This is a genomic window from Psychrobacillus sp. FSL H8-0487 (assembly GCF_038008385.1).
In the GTDB taxonomy this organism is placed as follows: domain Bacteria; phylum Bacillota; class Bacilli; order Bacillales_A; family Planococcaceae; genus Psychrobacillus; species Psychrobacillus psychrotolerans.
In genome coordinates this window covers 155,729-171,386 of sequence record NZ_JBBOZA010000001.1, presented here as the reverse complement: position 1 = coordinate 171,386, position 15,658 = coordinate 155,729, and the positions used below count along the sequence as shown (strand labels likewise).

Below are 15,658 nucleotides of genomic sequence, written 5' to 3'. Positions count from 1 at the left end.
TTACACGTTTGCACCAGTTAATCCATCATTGTCATGATTGCTTGTAGAAACGCGTTTAAAATTGAAAGCAAAGACTACAAAAGTTAATATTAAGCTTACGATTAAACAAATTAGAAGGAACCACATATTCATAATCATGAAACCTGTATCTCCTAAAGAAATAATCGATTTAAACCCTGCATTAGAGTATGTTAACGGTAGATATTTACTTAATGCTTGTAAATTTTCTGGTAACATCGGAATTGGTAAATTCGATCCTGTAGTAGATAGTTGCAAAACAATAAAAGCAAGTGCTACAAAGCGACCAATATTCCCTCCCAATGTTACTAGGAAAAATACGATGGACATAAATGTTAAACTAACAAAAATAGTGAACAATATAAACAAAGGAATACTATCCACTTGTAGTTTAATAAATACTAACGTAAATAGCGACACGATTAATGCTTGTGCTATTGCAAACAAAGAAAGCTGCATCAATTTACTAGCATACCAACTAATCACAGATCCTGGAGTAGTAGCAGGTCGTTTAAATTCAACTACAAAAGATAATAATAAGATACCTACAAACAATGCTAAAGACATAATATAAGGAGCTGTAGAATCACGATAGAATTTATAATTATTAACCTTTTCTCCAGTTAAAGTTACGGGATTTGCAAACATCGCTATGTTAGCATCACTCACTTGAATACCACTAACCTCACTAGCACCACCAGCTAATCCAGTAGAAAGCTCTTGGCTACCAGACTTAAGTTGTGTTGCACCATCGTTTAGTGAAGTAACTCCTAAAGTCATTGTTTCCCAACCAACAGCCACTGTTTGGTTTCCAGAACTTATTTGAGTTAGTCCATCTTTAAGTCCAGAAACGGCATTACCAACTTTCGTCCAAGAAGTAGAAACCGTTGCGTTACCATTCGCAACTTGGGTAGCACCACTTTTTAAACGATCAATACCAGCTGTAGCTGCTGTTTGACCACTTACTAATTGGTTAAGACCTGCATCTAGCTGTTTAGAACCTGCTGTCAGTTGCGAAGCACCTGCAACTAAAGCATCTGCTCCCGTTTTTAAAGGTTGAACTTGTTGACTAAATTGCGTTAAGCCTTTAGAAACCGCATCACTCGTACCAACAAGAGTCATAAATTCAATATCTTGTGCAAGTTCAGGATGCTTCCCTAAATATGCCTTTAATCCCTCTGTTAATCCTTGCGACCCTCCTGTAAGCGTTTTCGTAGCTTCTGTCACTTTTCCTAAACCACTTGCTAATTGCTGACTTCCTGGTTGTAACTGTTTTTCTAATCCGGTAGTTAAACTAGTGCTACCCGCTTTAGCCGATTTCAGTCCATTTAGTACTTGTTCGGAACCAGCCTTAAGACTATTAATACCTTGTACCACTTCTTTAGAACCTGCCGCTAGCTTCTTAATATCACCTTCTCCGTTTTTTACGGAACTAAGAAGTTGCCCTGCGCCACTTTCCGCTGTTGCAGCACCAGTTGCTAACTTTTGAATATCACCAGACTTATCATTTAAAGATTGTAGTAACTGGCTTGTTCCATCACTCAATGTTGTAGTTCCTTCAAAAAGCTTATTGGATCCATCTGCACCAGAAGCGAAGCCATTTGAAATATCTCCAAGTCTAGAAAATAATGTTTGAGTATAGGTTGCTGTTATTTTATTGCCTAGTTGTTCTCTTAGTTTTTCTGTAGCACTTTTTGTTACTTGAGAAGCCATGAAATTTAGGCCTTCATTTTGAATATAACGTAATTCTGGCACTACTGGATTTGCATCAAGTACAGAGGATGCTTTTTGAGAGAAGTCCTCAGGAATCTCCACTACCATATAGTACTTCTGACTCTTTAACCCCTTGTTTGCTTCTTCTTGTGAGACAAATTCCCAACCTAAGGCAGGATTTTGTTGTAATTCTTCTACTAAGTCCTGTCCAATATTAATGGCTGATCCCCCGGAGTTTGCACCTAAGTCTTTGTTCACAAATGCCACAGGTAGATTATCTAGATTATCGTAAGGACTCCATGTTGCTGAAAGTAAGATTGCTACATAAACAATTGGTACTAGTAATACTCCTAATACAGAAAACAACACCCCTTTCTTCTCTGTAAGCCTAGCTAACTCCAGACCTAGCATTTTGAACGCTCCCATACTCTATCCCCTTTACCCTTTTTTAGAATAAAATGAATGACCATTCATTTCCCTTCTACATCTATTATATTTTAAATATTTGGAAATTTCATTATTTTTCTAGAATAGTAATTTGAACTATAAAATATGCGACAAAAAACGACTTAATTACTACATTAAGTCGTTAAATAAGCTATATTTACCTATATCCTTCCATTACTTACTAACTTTTAAGTACTGGCTCATAAAGTGTGGACACTCCCGAAGAAATTGCAGCCTTACTTACTGCTGAAGCCACAACCTGAACAACCCTTTCATCCAAAGCTCTTGGAATTATATAGTCATCTTTAAGCTCATTGTCATTTACTAATGAAGCAATTGCCTCAACGGCAGCCAACTTCATATCCTCATTAATATCGGTGGCTCTAACATCTAAAGCACCTCTGAAAATTCCAGGAAAAGCCAATACATTATTTACTTGGTTTGGATAATCTGATCGGCCTGTTGCTACTACTCTAACTCCCCACTCCTTTGCAATCTCATATGAAATTTCAGGATTAGGATTGGCTAGTGCAAAAATAATGGAATCCGTGTTCATCGAAAGAACTAAGTCTTTTGTCAGTAAATTAGCTACAGAAACACCGATAAATATATCTGATCCTTCCATCGCATCTTTTAAAGAACCTGTTAAACCAAGTGGGTTTGTTAAACTTGCAATCGATTGTTTAATAGGATTCATCCCTTGTTCACGGCCTTCATAAATAATCCCCGTTGAATCACACATAATGATATTAGTATATCCCAACTGGAGAAGTACTTTTAAAATTGCCATGCCAGCAGCACCTGCTCCATTAATCACAACTTTAACATTATTACTTGTTTTGTTTACTAGTCTCATCGCATTTTGAAGTCCAGCACCTACTACAATTGCAGTACCGTGTTGGTCATCATGGAAAACAGGAATATCTAATTCCATGCGAAGTCTATCTTCAATTTCAAAACAACGTGGAGCCGAAATATCCTCTAAATTTATAGCACCAAAAGTTGGACTTAACGCCTTAACAATTTGGACTATTTCATCCACGTTTTTTGTGTCCAAACAAATCGGGAAGGCATCTACACCAGCAAACCTTTTTAGTAAAATTGCTTTCCCTTCCATAACAGGCAAGGCAGCTCCTGGTCCAATGTCACCGAGTCCTAATACTGCAGTACCATCTGTCACTACTGCAACCAAGTTTCCTTTAGCAGTATAGTCATAAATAGTGGATGGATTGTTGTGGATTTCAATACACGGTTCTGCAACACCTGGTGAGTAGGCTAAACTTAAATCCTCCATGCTGTTCATGGGAACCTTAAAGACAACTTCCATCTTTCCCTTACTTTCACGATGCAATCGTAATGCTCTTGTTCTTAAATCCATCGACACATCCACCATCCTTTAGTATTTTCCCAATTGATAAGGATTATTAAGTTTTATCTAAATAATCTTTATATTCTGAGAATTATAGATAGTATTAAAGTGGATGTCAACAGTTAATGATTAGTGAAGTTCTTCACAAATAACTTCCTATGTTTATATTTTACTGGAAAATAAAGTTAAATTATTTTGGAGATCGATTTAATTCTTTTGCTCTAATAAAAAAATCGGTAACCTATTAAAGGCTACCGACGTATTTATGCACTATCTCAACTTTGAGGGGGTTAAGGTGTGCCTATCACCAGCTACAATTTGGAGAAAAGTCGCTGTTTTTAAACTTCTCAACTAGGAGAAACTTTCTATATGGTAATGATAATCATTTTCAATTAAAAAGTCAACTGTTTCTATAAAAAAATGTATACTACATATATGACAAACTTATCGAGTGACCAAATCCAACAATTAAATAACTATAGTGTATTTATCCAACCTAACGGAACAATATTATTCAAAGGGAATGATATCGCTAATGCACTCCCTATTATTAAGCTAATCTCTTCTTCACCTAATGAACCCATTGCAGCTTCTTTCTTTATGAGAAGGGTCGGAATGTTCATCTCCATGCAGTTTTATATGATGACTATGTATGATGAAATTTGGGATGGACCTATAGAACAGCTCCAGTTTTTTAGTACAACAGAATATGGGAATAAAACAATCAGTACATTTATCCCTCCAGAATATTTTCGAGACGTACAAGAAAATCGCAAATTGGATGTTCAACTTATATGGGAACAACAATGTTTTTCTATAATCAAACAACTCCGCTCAAAATGTAGTATATCTCCATTAGTTCTTTGGGAAAATGTGTTTGGTTACTTACTATGGCATTACTATACCTTTTTTGAAAATCCCGCGTTGGAAGAGAAAGCCAGAAATGATTGGTATCTGTTAAAGGATTCGTCCATTTGGGAGTCATTTAGTACGAAAGAATATTTCCGGCTTTATTTGAAAGATCAACAACCCGCAGAACTATTAAATACAACAATTAGAACCACTTGCTGCTTTTCAAAGGATATACCCGGATTGCAAAAATGTGGCTTTTGTCCACAATCAAAATAAAATTATTAGATTACTTATGCATGATTGCACACTCTTTGGACATACCTAAGTAGAGTTCAATAAAAAAGGAGTGAGGAAGATTGGGAAACAATATAGATGAGCGTGTCGATGCTAAGCTTGATAGTATTGGTCAAGAAGAAAAAGAACAAATTCTACAAAATTTTTCTAACTTTAAATCGTATTTATCTGGAAAAGTTGCAGCCGGTGAAAAAATGGGACTTAGTGATGAAACATTAGCTAAAGCTACTGAAAAAGTTGCTGGTTATTTAGCCAACCACGAAGAACCACGCAACCGAGAAGAACATGTTCTTCAACAATTGTGGAAAAGTGGAGACAAAGAGCAGCAACAAGCCCTTAGTCATATGCTTTTAAACATGGTTAAAAATGGCTGATATTCGTAAGGAAGCAACTGGAAGGATCCTTGACAATCCCGATGGAGTACGTACCACTAAGGAAAGCCTATTTGATATGCATGAAGACATGCAAACTGTAGATGCCCTTCCTGTCGAGGATATAAATATTGAATTTCTAGATGAAAAAGACCACAACCACACAAAAAATCGTTCACTTAGTTCAGAACGATACCCCAAATAAGAAAAACACTTGCTCCACTATCCCACTAGGAGCAAGTGCTTTTTTTATACAATGACTTTACACAGAAGCTTATATTAGTTTTGCCGCTACCAGTCTTGTCCGAATAATAATGCCTATTAGTGCAGCAACAACCGCTTTTGCAAGGTCGGGAAGGATAAATGGTAGCATTCCTCCTTTAAACGCTGCATCCCAAGGAAGTTCAGCTACTATTTTCAACCAAATAGAACCAAGTATTAGTATGATAAATACGGCTATGATATTTGCGATAATTGCTTGCATCCTCGAATACTTAAAAGTATCCAAATACCACCCGACAAATAGCGCAGCAGGTATTATTGCTAACAGGTATCCACCTGTCGGTCCAAGTACAATACCAAATCCACCTTTCATCCCAGCAAATACTGGAATTCCAATTACGCCCATTAATACATATACCGTTACTGCAAGAGTTCCATACTTAGCCCCTAATATAGTTGCTGTTAGCATTACCGCAATTGTCATTAATGTAAATGGTACAGGTGGAACATTAATCATGATTTGTGCAGCAACTGCTATGATAGCTGCAAACAATGCGGCTACAATCATCATTTTTAAACGTTCATTTCTCATAAAAGTTTCCCCCTTAATAAATGAGTTAACCTAATTTAATTTTAATGTTAACTCATTTGTATTTTAATAAGAAATAGAACTTCCGTCAATACAATTATTTAAGAAGTACGTTAACGCTAAAAAAAGCCGCAATCCAGAGGATTGTGGCTTAGTTATTATTACCATCTGCTAGCGGCGGAATCTATTGTTTCTAATCTCACCAATCCTTTTTGCATAGGTGGTGGACATGCTTTATTGTACTGCATTATTTTATCATTTACCTTTGTTACCCTAAATTGTAGTCCTTCTTTTTCACCATTTAAATAATTTTTCGCAATATCATGCAGTTCGTCCCTTATCTCATGCTGAAGCTTTAACCAGTGTGGTTTATATCCAGCATCCTTCGCAATTTTTTGGAAGTGTTGAAAGATATCACCGGTTAAGTATTCCTCCGATATTGGCTTCCCCGCGCCCTTTAAGTTGTCCATGCCACCTGTCTTCGAATACTCTTTAAGAATATCCCCTATCAAGTCATTACTTGGCTTATTGAAGCTATCATTATCCATAATGCACCTCTTCCCTGAATGATTGATTTCATCTTGGAATGCCATTAATAATATACTATGCAAGTGCGATCATCTACTGCCCCCAACGCTAGCTATACGTGAGGTATTACATTAGAGGTAGCATGTGGCGCCTTTTGTAATAATAATTGTAAAAACTGTTCCTGATTGTCTGGAGAAATTATTATACTCCCCATTAACGAGTTTTTATAATGAATTTCCAGTGCATCCTTGGAGGAAAGAATACGATAGCCCACTAATATATTCGATGATTTATTTACCTTCGTCATATCCTTATACTTTATTTTACTTCGAAAAGGACCTCCTTTGACATATAAATAGTCATCGTAAAATATGTAATGAATGTCAAAAGAAATCCATATGAGAAAACCGGTACATACTAAAAATAAAGCAATCATAATCCAAATAGCCAAATAATCAGGTGAATTTGTATAGAACAATTCGTATGCTACTGGCCACATTATCGCTAACGCAATAATAACTAGCGCAACCGACATCATCATCTTAAACGTCCTATCCATTTTCGAACGGAATTTCATCCAATTCTACCTCCTACACTGACTTTGTAGCAGCATCCTTTATCCCCACTCGGTTAGCATAGATATTTTTTAAAATAACCTTTATCACTGCATAGGTAGGAATAGCTAATATAATTCCCCATAACCCTGCGATATTCCCCGCTGCCAAAATAACTGTAATGACCGTCAATGGATGAATATCTAAGGATTTCCCCATAACATTCGGTGTGATGAAATTACTTTCAATCTGTTGTGCCACTAACATAATAATTGCTACATAAATTGCCAACTTTGGTTCTTGAGTAAGGGCAATGATTATCGCTGGTATCACCGAAATATAGGGCCCTAAAAACGGGATAACATTCATCATCATTCCAAATATTGCTAGTAATAAGGCATATTCTAATCCAATAGCAAAATAGCCAATCAGCAACATTAATCCAACTAAAAAGCTGACAAATAATTGACCTTGAATATATGAGCGCAATGTATCATCAATATCTGCTAAAGTCTTACGAATCCAGGTCTTTTTCTCCCCTTTAGCAAAACTAGAAACGAAGGGTGCAAACTTTTCATGGTCTTTTAACATATAGACAAGGAAAAACGGCACAAGTACAAGTACAAAGATACCTTGGAACACACCTTGAATGAATTTGAAAAGCAACGAACCAGCTGAAACAGCTATATCGTTAATCTTCCCTGTTGCATCATCCACTGTATCTTGTAGTGTCTCTGGTAAAAGATCTTTTTGAGATAGCGCATATTTTGTAAACTGCTCCACGTCTTCTACTATTTCTGGAGTGTTTTTAACTAAGTTGTTCACCTGCTTGGTGAGTGGCGGACCAATTAGTGCATAAAAAAGCCAGCCTATTAAGCCAATAACAGCAAATACCGATAGAATACTTGCCCATCTCGGGAATTTAACTGATTCTAACCATTTTAATAATGGACGTGACAGATAAAAAAGAACACCACCTAAAAGTAATGGTAAGAATATTGTTTGTCCAATGATCAAAAGCGGTGAAAAAATACTTTTGACTTCCATGAACATGCGTATAATAACTAGCGTCAGTAGTATTGCTACTCCTGTTTGAAACCACAGTTTCTTTGTCATGTGATGCTCACTTCCTCTATTATTAATAAGTACTATGTTTTACGTTTTTTCCTAATTGAAAGTTTCAATTATTAATACATATCGTACCATTATTTAAGTTACACTTTTACAATTATTATCGGAAGGATGATTTTACATGGAATACTACAAACAGCTAAGACAATATGTAGGACATCAACCTCTAATATTACCTGGCTCTAATGTGCTTATATTGAACGATAAAGGTGAAATATTACTGCAAGAACGTGAACCAGGTATTTACGGTCTACCTGGAGGTCTAATGGAACTCGGTGAAAGTTTTGAGGATACAGCCAGACGTGAAGTACTGGAAGAAACTGCTCTACTTGTAGGGAAACTACAACTCTGTAATGTATATTCTGGCCCAGACTATTATATTGAAAACCCGAACGGCGATAAATTTTACTCCGTTTCTGCAGTTTTCAAAACATCAGAATATAGCGGAGAAGTTTTAGCAGATGATGTTGAATCCATTAGTCTTCAGTTTTATCCTCCTACACAATTGCCTAATGGAATTATGGAGAGTTATCGAAAGTTTATTGAGGATGCTTTACTTTAGTACTTATAGGAAAGTTCCGGTAGTTCCTTGTGTCAAAGTAATAAGCTACAATTTGGATTTTACTTGTGCTCATGTATAGTTTACTAGCTTCTGTTTGTAGAATACTAACGGTCTTTGGGATGTTACTTTTAAGTCTATATTTACTTTTGCATTACTACATTTTACTAGCAAAAGGGATAATTTTTTCGAATGATAGTGGAATGCAATAAAAGAGGCTTCCCATTGGAAAGCCTCTTCTTTATTTGTTGGCAATATGCACTTTTAGTAATTTACCTTTGACTGTTGTATTTCTCATATTTTTCAATACAAGCGAGCCTTTACCGTTTAAAATTTCTACATAGGATACTGTGTCTTGAATCGTAATAATTCCAATATCATCTGCAGTGATTCCTTCAATTTTTGCAATGGTTCCAACAAAATCGACGGCACGGATTTTCTTTTTCTTACCACCATTGAAATATAGTTTAGTAATATTGGCGTTTAGTTGCTCACCCTTAGATTTTTTAGCCTCGGGTTGCTCCTGCATTTTCACATCAAATGCAGCACGACTTTTTACTATCTCTTCTTTAGTAGGTTCTGATGCTGTGGAAATTTCGAAGCCGATAAATGATTCGATTCCTCTTACAAACTTATCTTCAAAAGGAGTTGCTAACATTATCGATTTACCACTTCGCCCTGCGCGACCTGTTCTACCAGTACGATGTACATAGCTTTCTTCCTCTAATGGAACATCATAATGTATTACATGAGTAATATCATCAATATCAATCCCACGAGCGGCCACATCCGTAGCAATTAGATAACGGAATTCCCCTTTTCGGAAATCATCCATTACCTCGAAGCGATCCTCTTGCATCATCCCACCATGTATTTTGTCAGCGGTATATCCTTTTTCATCTAACACATCTACTAGTTGTTCTACGCGTTCTTTTGTACGACAGAAGATAATACAACTGTCTGGGTTCTCCACAATTGTTAGCTTCTCTAGTAATGAAAGCTTTAACTCCTCAACTACAACATACTTCACATGTTCAATGTCTGGAGCATTTTCTTCCGATGCATCAATTTCAATGGATACTGCTTGTTTCATATACTTTGTACTTAATTTTTTTATTTGGTCAGAAAGAGTTGCTGAAAATAGCATTGTTGTACGAGCTTTTGGAAGTAATTTAATAATAGATTCTACTTGTTCTAAAAAGCCCATATTCAGCATTTCATCTGCTTCATCAATAACTAGATATTCCATCTTAGATACATCTAACGTTCCTTTTTCGATATGGTCTAGTACTCTACCTGGAGTACCTACAATCACATGCGTTTTTTGCTTTAAAGCTAACTTTTGTCTAGCAAAAGGTGACTTTCCGTAAAGAGCTAACCCTTTTATACGTTTATAACGGCCAATATTGGTAATATCCTCTTGAACCTGAACAGCAAGCTCTCTTGTAGGTGTTAGCACTAATGCTTGAGGTTTGTTTTCCTCCCAGTCTACAAGCTCACATAATGGTGTAGCAAAAGAAGCTGTTTTTCCACTGCCGGTTTTAGATTTCACTAATACGTCCTGTTTTTCCAAAACTACTGGTATTACCTTCTGTTGCACTTCTGTTGGCTCTGTGTAGCCTAATTGTTCAATGGCACGTAAAATTTTCTCATCTAACTTAAACTCTTTAAAATGCACTATGCATAATCTCCTCTTACAAACTTATTTTAGTTACAACTATATCCGAATCTTCTAATGCTTTTAAGGCATGCTTTTCCAATGGTTTCATATGCAAGATGGTCCCAGTCGTTACAGTATGCTCCACACCTTCTACCGTAAACTGTACTTTCCCTTTTCTAACAACAATCAATACATTTGCATTAGCATGATGTTCTTTTACTTCTTCCCCAGCACGCAATTGAATATTCATGATATCAAAATCTTCTTCTTTAATAACGGTCGTAATTTGTTTTTCTTTTTCGTCCAATACATAAGGTGTTCCGATTAAATTCATCTGACGTTCCTCCCATTCATATTGGTTCCAAACAAATCTGTTAACCCTATCATATACTTAGTTTCTCCAATATATCAAAAATATTCGACGTCATTCCCTTGTATTCGAGTTTTAATAATCTCTTTTACAGATTTTCAACCCTAATCTATGGTATAATTAAACTATCGCTAATGCGGAATAAAACTAGAAAAGAGGCATACACATGAGTTTTCAACGACAACCTAAGGAAGTTTCCCCCTTTGTGGCAGCTAGGAAAATTGATGAGAAGATCTCTTTCACTCGTAATGATCACGAAGTTCAAGGTACTATTTTTAAAATTCTAGAGCAATCAGTAATTGTCGAAATCTCTACTGAAGATGCCAAAAAGATTAATGTACCTTCTAATCTTACAGTAGTATCTCATAAAAACTACACGATAGTATAATTGTGAATTTCCTCGAGAAAAACTTGTCCATATTTTTCTCGTTTGTTTTCACCGATTCCGTGAATTTCTAATAATTGTTCTTCGGTTTGCGGGCGCTCTGCACACATATGCTGCAGAGTCTTATCAGAAAAAATAACAAATGGTGGTACACCAGCTTCGTCCGCAATTTTTTTCCGAAGTATTCTTAGTCTTTCGAACAATGGATCACTCTTCGCAATTTGTTTCGTCACCGTTACACCTTTACGTTCCACTCTTTTATTCCCCAACAATACTTCTTTTCCAGCATCAGATACATAAATGGTTGGCAAACTACCGTGCTTCACTGAAAGAAACCCTTCTGCAATCATAAACTCCATTAGTCCAGAAACTTCCTTTAATGATTTACCCTTTAATATTCCATAAGTTGATAACTTCGTAAAACCAAAATCGATTACTTTTTTGTTCTCAGAACCAGTCAATACTTGAGCAGTCATCGTCTTTCCAAATCTTTGCCCCATTCTAACCACACATGAAAGAACCATTTGAACCTCTTTTGTTACATCTTGTACTTCTCTTGAATCAGTGCAATTTCCACATCTGCCACATTTAGGAGCATCTGGCTCTCCAAAATAAGTAACTATAAATTGTTGCAAACAGTTTTCTGTGTGACAGTAATCCACCATTCCCTGCAGTTTTTCTAGTTCCTGAGGAATTCGATCACGGTCCATTGCTTGATCTATTAAGAATCGTTGCGTTTGAACATCTTGTGATGCATACAAAACTACACATTCACTTGGTAAGCCATCTCGCCCTGCTCTTCCAGCTTCCTGATAATAGCTTTCCATATTCTTTGGCAACTGATAATGAATTACGTAGCGTACATTGGATTTATCAATCCCCATACCAAATGCATTGGTTGCAACCATTACTTGCGCTTCATCTGTTAAGAAACGTTCTTGTTCACTGTTTCGAAAACTCTCTGGCAGCCCGGCATGATACTTTGCCGTCTCAATTCCCGCCTTATTTAATAGATCATATAACAAATCCACTGTTTTTCTAGTTGCAGCATAGATAATGCCTACTTCGCTGGCATTTTTTTTAATAAATTCTTTTAAAAACTTATTTTTATCCTGTCCAAGTACGACCGAAAAAGCTAAATTTGATCGTGCAAATCCCGTAATAACTGTATTATCTTCTTGAATTTGTAACAATCGGCAAATATCATCTCGTACGGCTGGCGTTGCGGTAGCTGTTAGGGCAAGTACTGTTGGCTGCTCTGTAAATACTTCCTTTAATCGATGAATAGCCCGGTAACTTGGACGGAAATCATGACCCCATTGAGAAATACAATGTGCTTCATCCACTGCTATTAAAGGAACTTTAACTTTTTTTAATTGGTTTAAAAAGTTGGGAGATTCTAGACGCTCTGGAGCTATATAAAGTAACCGATATTGGCCATTTTGTACTTCCTCCATTGTTTGTCTCACTTCTTCTGCAGTTAATGTACTGTTTATGAAGGTTGCAGGGATCCCAGCCTGAATTAAAGTATCCACCTGGTCTTTCATAAGGGAGATTAGAGGAGAAATGACAATCGTAGTGCCTTCTAGCATAAGTGCGGGGATTTGGTAACATAGAGACTTCCCTCCCCCTGTAGGCATTACACAAAGGCTAGAGTTCTCATCTAGTACATAGTTAATAACTGTTTCTTGTCCCTCACGAAAGGAATCATATCCAAAGTAAGTTTGTAATAATTGCCGTGCTTTATCTAACACTTAGGTCACTCCAATCATTTTTGAGAAAGTAAAGCCTCTATTTTTTCTTATTAGTTTTATTTACTACGTTATTAGTTGGTTTTGGATCCACTTTATCTACGTCTGTTCCTAGCAGGAAATAACCAATTACGGAAGATAAAACAGCTGCTCCTACAATAATAAGTATTTTGTTTATAATGGTTACTTCCGAATATTCTTCTTGGTTTAAAATAATAGTTGCCAGCACCGCCACAACAATCATAATTGGTGGGATTAATTTTGACTTTTTCATTGCAAACTTCCTTCCTCTGCGCATGTATAGTATATTGTACCATAAGACTATCAAGGGTTTTTACCAAGACGTATGAGATAATATATAAAAAACATATAAGGATGAATAAAATGACACAAAATGAATTCGATATTAAAGTAACTGAAACACTTGCTCAAGAATTACAAAAAGGTGTTCCGATATTGATGAAAGACGGTTTCCTAGAACCAGAGTCTCTTGAAGAAGGATCTATACTAAAAATTCAAAATGCTGCTGGCCAGTTTATCGGAAAAGGCTATGTTGGAAAACAAAACAAAGGACTTGGCTGGCTCCTAACAAAAAATGAAAACGAGAAAATTGATCAGTCATTTTTCCAAAAAAAAATAGCTACGGCGATTAAACACCGTGACGACTATTATCATAATGCCGATACAACAGCCTTTCGTGTATTTAATGGGGAAGGAGACGGTATCGGTGGTTTAATCATTGACTATTTTGATGGATACTATTTAGTCAGCTGGTATAGTGAGGGAATTTATTCCTTTAAAAAAATCATTTTAGAAGCCCTAGAAGCTTCCACTCCCTATAAAGGTATTTATGAAAAGAAACGTTTTGATACGAAAGGACAGTATGTGGAAGACGATGATTTTGTTAAAGGTGAACGCGGAGAGTTCCCTCTTCTTGTAAAAGAAAATGGGCAAAACTTTGCTATTTACTTAAATGATGGGGCAATGGTTGGAGTGTTTTTAGATCAACGTGATGTTCGTAAAACAATTCGAGATAATTATTCAAAAGGGAAAACGGTATTAAACACCTTTTCGTATACTGGAGCTTTCTCTGTATTTGCTGCAGTTGGTGGTGCTACGAAGACAACAAGTGTAGATCTTGCTAAAAGAAGCTTAAGTAAGACGACGGAACAATTTGAAGTAAATGGAATCGATGTAGCACAACAAGATATTATTGTGATGGATGTATTTGATTACTTCAAGTATGCGAAACGTAAAGAATTATCCTTTGATATGGTTATTCTCGATCCACCTAGTTTTGCTCGTTCTAAAAAGTATACGTTTAGTTCTGCCAAGGATTATACTAAACTGCTTATAGATGCCATTAATATTACAGAAAAAAATGGTGTCATTGTCGCTTCTACTAATAATGCCACGTTTGGGATGAAGAAGTTCAAAACATTTGTAGAGAAAGCTTTTAAAGAATGCAACCGAAAATATACAGTTGAGGAAGAGTTCTCTCTTCCAACCGATTTTAGAACCTCTCCACTTTTTAAAGAAGGTAATTACTTAAAAGTTCTATTTATACGAGCAAAGTAAGGTAGAACATCGGAAAGAAAAGCGTTAAGTGTTCTTTATTTCCTATCGAGTACTGTGAACAGAAATTTCACCATGAATTTTAGAGAGGTTGGTCGTGACGAACGTCACAACCAACCTCTCTTTTTTAGTAATCTAATGGCGTTGATACGCTTTAAATTATACTTTTCACTACTTTGGACATGGTGGATCCATCTGTTTTTCCTGTAAGTATTGGTTTAGCGATTTTCATGGCATCTCCCATGTTCATTCCTTTTACGACTCCAGCTTCCGTTAAAAGTGTTACTATTTCTTCTTCACTTAATTGGGTAGGCAAGAAGCTTGCTAGTAATTTTAGTTTTGCATTTTCTTTTTCTATTAAATCTTCACGATTAGCTGCTTTTGCACCATCTAATGCTTGGTTTGTTTGTTTTACTTCTCTATTTACAATAGCAATTTCTTCTTCGGGCGAAAGGGCAGAACCTTTTTCTTTTTCTGCACTATCTAACGCAGACTTGAGAATAGTTAATACTCCCTTTGCTAGCACATCTTTTTCTTTCATCGCGCGTTTTATTTGGTCGAATACAATTGTTTTCAGCATTCTTTTATTCCTCCCTTTATCTTTTGATATATAACTTAAACCTCTCAAAAAGAACTCTACTTTTATGGAAGAAAAGCTCCAAATAACCGAAGTAAACTTCAGAATATTAGAGCCTTTTAATAACGTTATATTAGACTTAGAACCAACTCTCGAAGCTACTTATTAAGCTTCGTCTGGTGTGAATGATCTGGATGCTAGCTCAGAATCCAACATAAACATAGCATTGGAATCATTTTCAATGCGTTTAATTTTGTTAATCAGTGTATCAAATGAAGCCTCTTCCTCCACTTGCTCATCAATGAACCATTTTAAGAATGCCATCGTTGCATGTTCACGCTCATCTAATGCAATATCAGAAAGATGATAAATACGACGCGTCACTTCTTTTTCATGTTTTAAGGAAGTCTCAAAAACATCTAAAGTCGAAGTAAATTCATTACCCGGTTTGTCAAAACCATCAATTGTAGCTCGGTATCCCAAATCACTTAAAAAGTTATAAAATTTCATGGCATGGAAACGTTCTTCTTCTGCCTGAACTAAAAAGAAATTAGCAAATCCATCGTATGCTTCAGCCGTACAATATGCAGCTGCTGCAAGGTATGTATGTGCAGAATAAAACTCAAAGTTCATTTGATCGTTTAATGCTTCATGTAATTTTTTTGATAACATAGTAAAACTCCTCTCATAGTA

At 36.1% G+C, this 15,658-nt stretch carries 18 protein-coding genes; 6 read left to right on the top strand and 12 right to left on the bottom strand.

Translation table 11 applies throughout. From position 1 onward, the window contains the following. Positions 1-2,157: a YhgE/Pip domain-containing protein gene (locus MHI47_RS00870; protein ID WP_340761144.1), complete on the bottom strand. Its 2,157-nt coding sequence runs from the start codon at positions 2,155-2,157 to the stop codon at positions 1-3. A 202-nt stretch (positions 2,158-2,359) separates the two neighbouring features. Next, positions 2,360-3,556, bottom strand: a complete 1,197-nt coding sequence (locus tag MHI47_RS00865; protein ID WP_340761143.1) for an NAD(P)-dependent malic enzyme — start codon at positions 3,554-3,556, stop codon at positions 2,360-2,362. Between the two features lie 426 nt (positions 3,557-3,982). Between MHI47_RS00865 and MHI47_RS00860 the strand changes: the two genes are divergently transcribed. The 3 genes from MHI47_RS00860 to MHI47_RS00850 all read left to right on the top strand — a co-directional run bounded on the left by MHI47_RS00860 (position 3,983) and on the right by MHI47_RS00850 (position 5,269). Next, on the top strand, positions 3,983-4,675 hold the full coding sequence (locus MHI47_RS00860; protein WP_340761142.1) for a hypothetical protein: 693 nt from the start codon (positions 3,983-3,985) through the stop codon (positions 4,673-4,675). Between the two features lie 80 nt (positions 4,676-4,755). Then, positions 4,756-5,067 carry a DUF3243 domain-containing protein gene (locus tag MHI47_RS00855; RefSeq protein ID WP_093536580.1) on the top strand — a complete coding sequence of 104 codons (312 nt, stop codon included), beginning with the start codon at positions 4,756-4,758 and terminating at the stop codon, positions 5,065-5,067. Next, positions 5,060-5,269: a hypothetical protein gene (locus MHI47_RS00850; RefSeq protein WP_093536582.1), complete on the top strand. Its 210-nt coding sequence runs from the start codon at positions 5,060-5,062 to the stop codon at positions 5,267-5,269. The genes MHI47_RS00855 and MHI47_RS00850 overlap by 8 nt, the downstream gene beginning before the upstream one ends. Positions 5,270-5,338: 69 nt before the next feature. Here MHI47_RS00850 and MHI47_RS00845 read toward each other — a convergent pair whose 3' ends face one another. The 4 genes from MHI47_RS00845 to MHI47_RS00830 all read right to left on the bottom strand — a co-directional run bounded on the left by MHI47_RS00845 (position 5,339) and on the right by MHI47_RS00830 (position 8,073). Continuing rightward, complete coding sequence (locus MHI47_RS00845; protein WP_093536584.1) at positions 5,339-5,878, bottom strand: biotin transporter BioY; 540 nt, start codon at positions 5,876-5,878, stop codon at positions 5,339-5,341. Between the two features lie 158 nt (positions 5,879-6,036). Continuing rightward, positions 6,037-6,423 carry a DnaJ family domain-containing protein gene (locus tag MHI47_RS00840; RefSeq protein ID WP_093536586.1) on the bottom strand — a complete coding sequence of 129 codons (387 nt, stop codon included), beginning with the start codon at positions 6,421-6,423 and terminating at the stop codon, positions 6,037-6,039. A 92-nt stretch (positions 6,424-6,515) separates the two neighbouring features. Then, on the bottom strand, positions 6,516-6,980 hold the full coding sequence (locus MHI47_RS00835; RefSeq protein WP_340761140.1) for a PH domain-containing protein: 465 nt from the start codon (positions 6,978-6,980) through the stop codon (positions 6,516-6,518). Positions 6,981-6,993: 13 nt separating this feature from the next. Further along, on the bottom strand, positions 6,994-8,073 hold the full coding sequence (locus MHI47_RS00830) for an AI-2E family transporter (RefSeq protein WP_340767921.1): 1,080 nt from the start codon (positions 8,071-8,073) through the stop codon (positions 6,994-6,996). A 136-nt stretch (positions 8,074-8,209) separates the two neighbouring features. On the opposite strand from MHI47_RS00830, the gene MHI47_RS00825 reads away from it, so the two are divergent. After that, positions 8,210-8,650, top strand: a complete 441-nt coding sequence (locus MHI47_RS00825) for an NUDIX hydrolase (protein WP_093536592.1) — start codon at positions 8,210-8,212, stop codon at positions 8,648-8,650. Positions 8,651-8,888: 238 nt separating this feature from the next. Here the strand turns inward: MHI47_RS00825 and MHI47_RS00820 are convergent, their stop codons facing one another. Further along, positions 8,889-10,328 (bottom strand): DEAD/DEAH box helicase, encoded by a 1,440-nt coding sequence (locus MHI47_RS00820; protein ID WP_093536594.1) that lies wholly within the window; start codon positions 10,326-10,328, stop codon positions 8,889-8,891. Positions 10,329-10,341: 13 nt separating this feature from the next. Continuing rightward, entirely contained in the window at positions 10,342-10,641 is a 300-nt protein-coding gene (locus MHI47_RS00815; RefSeq protein ID WP_340767918.1) for a cupin domain-containing protein, read from the bottom strand. A gap of 202 nt (positions 10,642-10,843) precedes the next feature. Here MHI47_RS00815 and MHI47_RS00810 point away from each other — a divergent pair, with 202 nt between their 5' ends. Further along, entirely contained in the window at positions 10,844-11,065 is a 222-nt protein-coding gene (locus tag MHI47_RS00810) for a DUF2187 family protein (protein WP_093536598.1), read from the top strand. On the opposite strand, the gene recQ is transcribed toward MHI47_RS00810, so the two are convergent. Together recQ and MHI47_RS00800 are read right to left on the bottom strand one after the other, a co-directional pair. After that, a complete protein-coding gene (gene recQ, locus MHI47_RS00805; RefSeq protein ID WP_093536600.1) occupies positions 11,050-12,816 on the bottom strand; it encodes a DNA helicase RecQ in 1,767 nt (588 codons plus the stop codon). The two genes, MHI47_RS00810 and recQ, sit on opposite strands and share 16 nt — an antisense overlap. 37 nt (positions 12,817-12,853) lie before the next feature. Beyond that, positions 12,854-13,087 carry a hypothetical protein gene (locus tag MHI47_RS00800; RefSeq protein ID WP_340767917.1) on the bottom strand — a complete coding sequence of 78 codons (234 nt, stop codon included), beginning with the start codon at positions 13,085-13,087 and terminating at the stop codon, positions 12,854-12,856. A gap of 110 nt (positions 13,088-13,197) precedes the next feature. Between MHI47_RS00800 and MHI47_RS00795 the strand changes: the two genes are divergently transcribed. Next, positions 13,198-14,391, top strand: a complete 1,194-nt coding sequence (locus MHI47_RS00795; protein WP_340767916.1) for a class I SAM-dependent rRNA methyltransferase — start codon at positions 13,198-13,200, stop codon at positions 14,389-14,391. A 151-nt stretch (positions 14,392-14,542) separates the two neighbouring features. Here MHI47_RS00795 and MHI47_RS00790 read toward each other — a convergent pair whose 3' ends face one another. Both MHI47_RS00790 and MHI47_RS00785 read right to left on the bottom strand, forming a co-directional pair. Continuing rightward, the gene (locus MHI47_RS00790) at positions 14,543-14,968 is read right to left on the bottom strand and encodes a GatB/YqeY domain-containing protein (RefSeq protein WP_093536606.1); all 426 of its coding nucleotides are present in this window, start codon (positions 14,966-14,968) and stop codon (positions 14,543-14,545) included. A 162-nt stretch (positions 14,969-15,130) separates the two neighbouring features. Continuing rightward, positions 15,131-15,637, bottom strand: a complete 507-nt coding sequence (locus tag MHI47_RS00785; RefSeq protein WP_093536608.1) for a ferritin — start codon at positions 15,635-15,637, stop codon at positions 15,131-15,133. Positions 15,638-15,658: the final 21 nt, after the last annotated feature.

Excerpts from the sequence above, each read along its gene's own strand:
- MHI47_RS00870 (WP_340761144.1), bottom strand. The coding sequence starts at position 2,157 with ATGGGAGCGTTCAAAATGCTAGGTCTGGAGTTAGCTAGGCTTACAGAG.
- MHI47_RS00865 (WP_340761143.1), bottom strand. The coding sequence starts at position 3,556 with ATGGATTTAAGAACAAGAGCATTACGATTGCATCGTGAAAGTAAGGGA.
- MHI47_RS00860 (WP_340761142.1), top strand. The coding sequence starts at position 3,983 with ATGACAAACTTATCGAGTGACCAAATCCAACAATTAAATAACTATAGT.
- MHI47_RS00850 (WP_093536582.1), top strand. The coding sequence starts at position 5,060 with ATGGCTGATATTCGTAAGGAAGCAACTGGAAGGATCCTTGACAATCCC.
- MHI47_RS00845 (WP_093536584.1), bottom strand. The coding sequence starts at position 5,878 with ATGAGAAATGAACGTTTAAAAATGATGATTGTAGCCGCATTGTTTGCA.
- MHI47_RS00840 (WP_093536586.1), bottom strand. The coding sequence starts at position 6,423 with ATGGATAATGATAGCTTCAATAAGCCAAGTAATGACTTGATAGGGGAT.
- MHI47_RS00835 (WP_340761140.1), bottom strand. The coding sequence starts at position 6,980 with ATGAAATTCCGTTCGAAAATGGATAGGACGTTTAAGATGATGATGTCG.
- MHI47_RS00830 (WP_340767921.1), bottom strand. The coding sequence starts at position 8,073 with ATGACAAAGAAACTGTGGTTTCAAACAGGAGTAGCAATACTACTGACG.
- MHI47_RS00825 (WP_093536592.1), top strand. The coding sequence starts at position 8,210 with ATGGAATACTACAAACAGCTAAGACAATATGTAGGACATCAACCTCTA.
- MHI47_RS00815 (WP_340767918.1), bottom strand. The coding sequence starts at position 10,641 with ATGAATTTAATCGGAACACCTTATGTATTGGACGAAAAAGAAAAACAA.
- MHI47_RS00810 (WP_093536598.1), top strand. The coding sequence starts at position 10,844 with ATGAGTTTTCAACGACAACCTAAGGAAGTTTCCCCCTTTGTGGCAGCT.
- MHI47_RS00800 (WP_340767917.1), bottom strand. The coding sequence starts at position 13,087 with ATGAAAAAGTCAAAATTAATCCCACCAATTATGATTGTTGTGGCGGTG.
- MHI47_RS00795 (WP_340767916.1), top strand. The coding sequence starts at position 13,198 with ATGACACAAAATGAATTCGATATTAAAGTAACTGAAACACTTGCTCAA.
- MHI47_RS00790 (WP_093536606.1), bottom strand. The coding sequence starts at position 14,968 with ATGCTGAAAACAATTGTATTCGACCAAATAAAACGCGCGATGAAAGAA.
- MHI47_RS00785 (WP_093536608.1), bottom strand. The coding sequence starts at position 15,637 with ATGTTATCAAAAAAATTACATGAAGCATTAAACGATCAAATGAACTTT.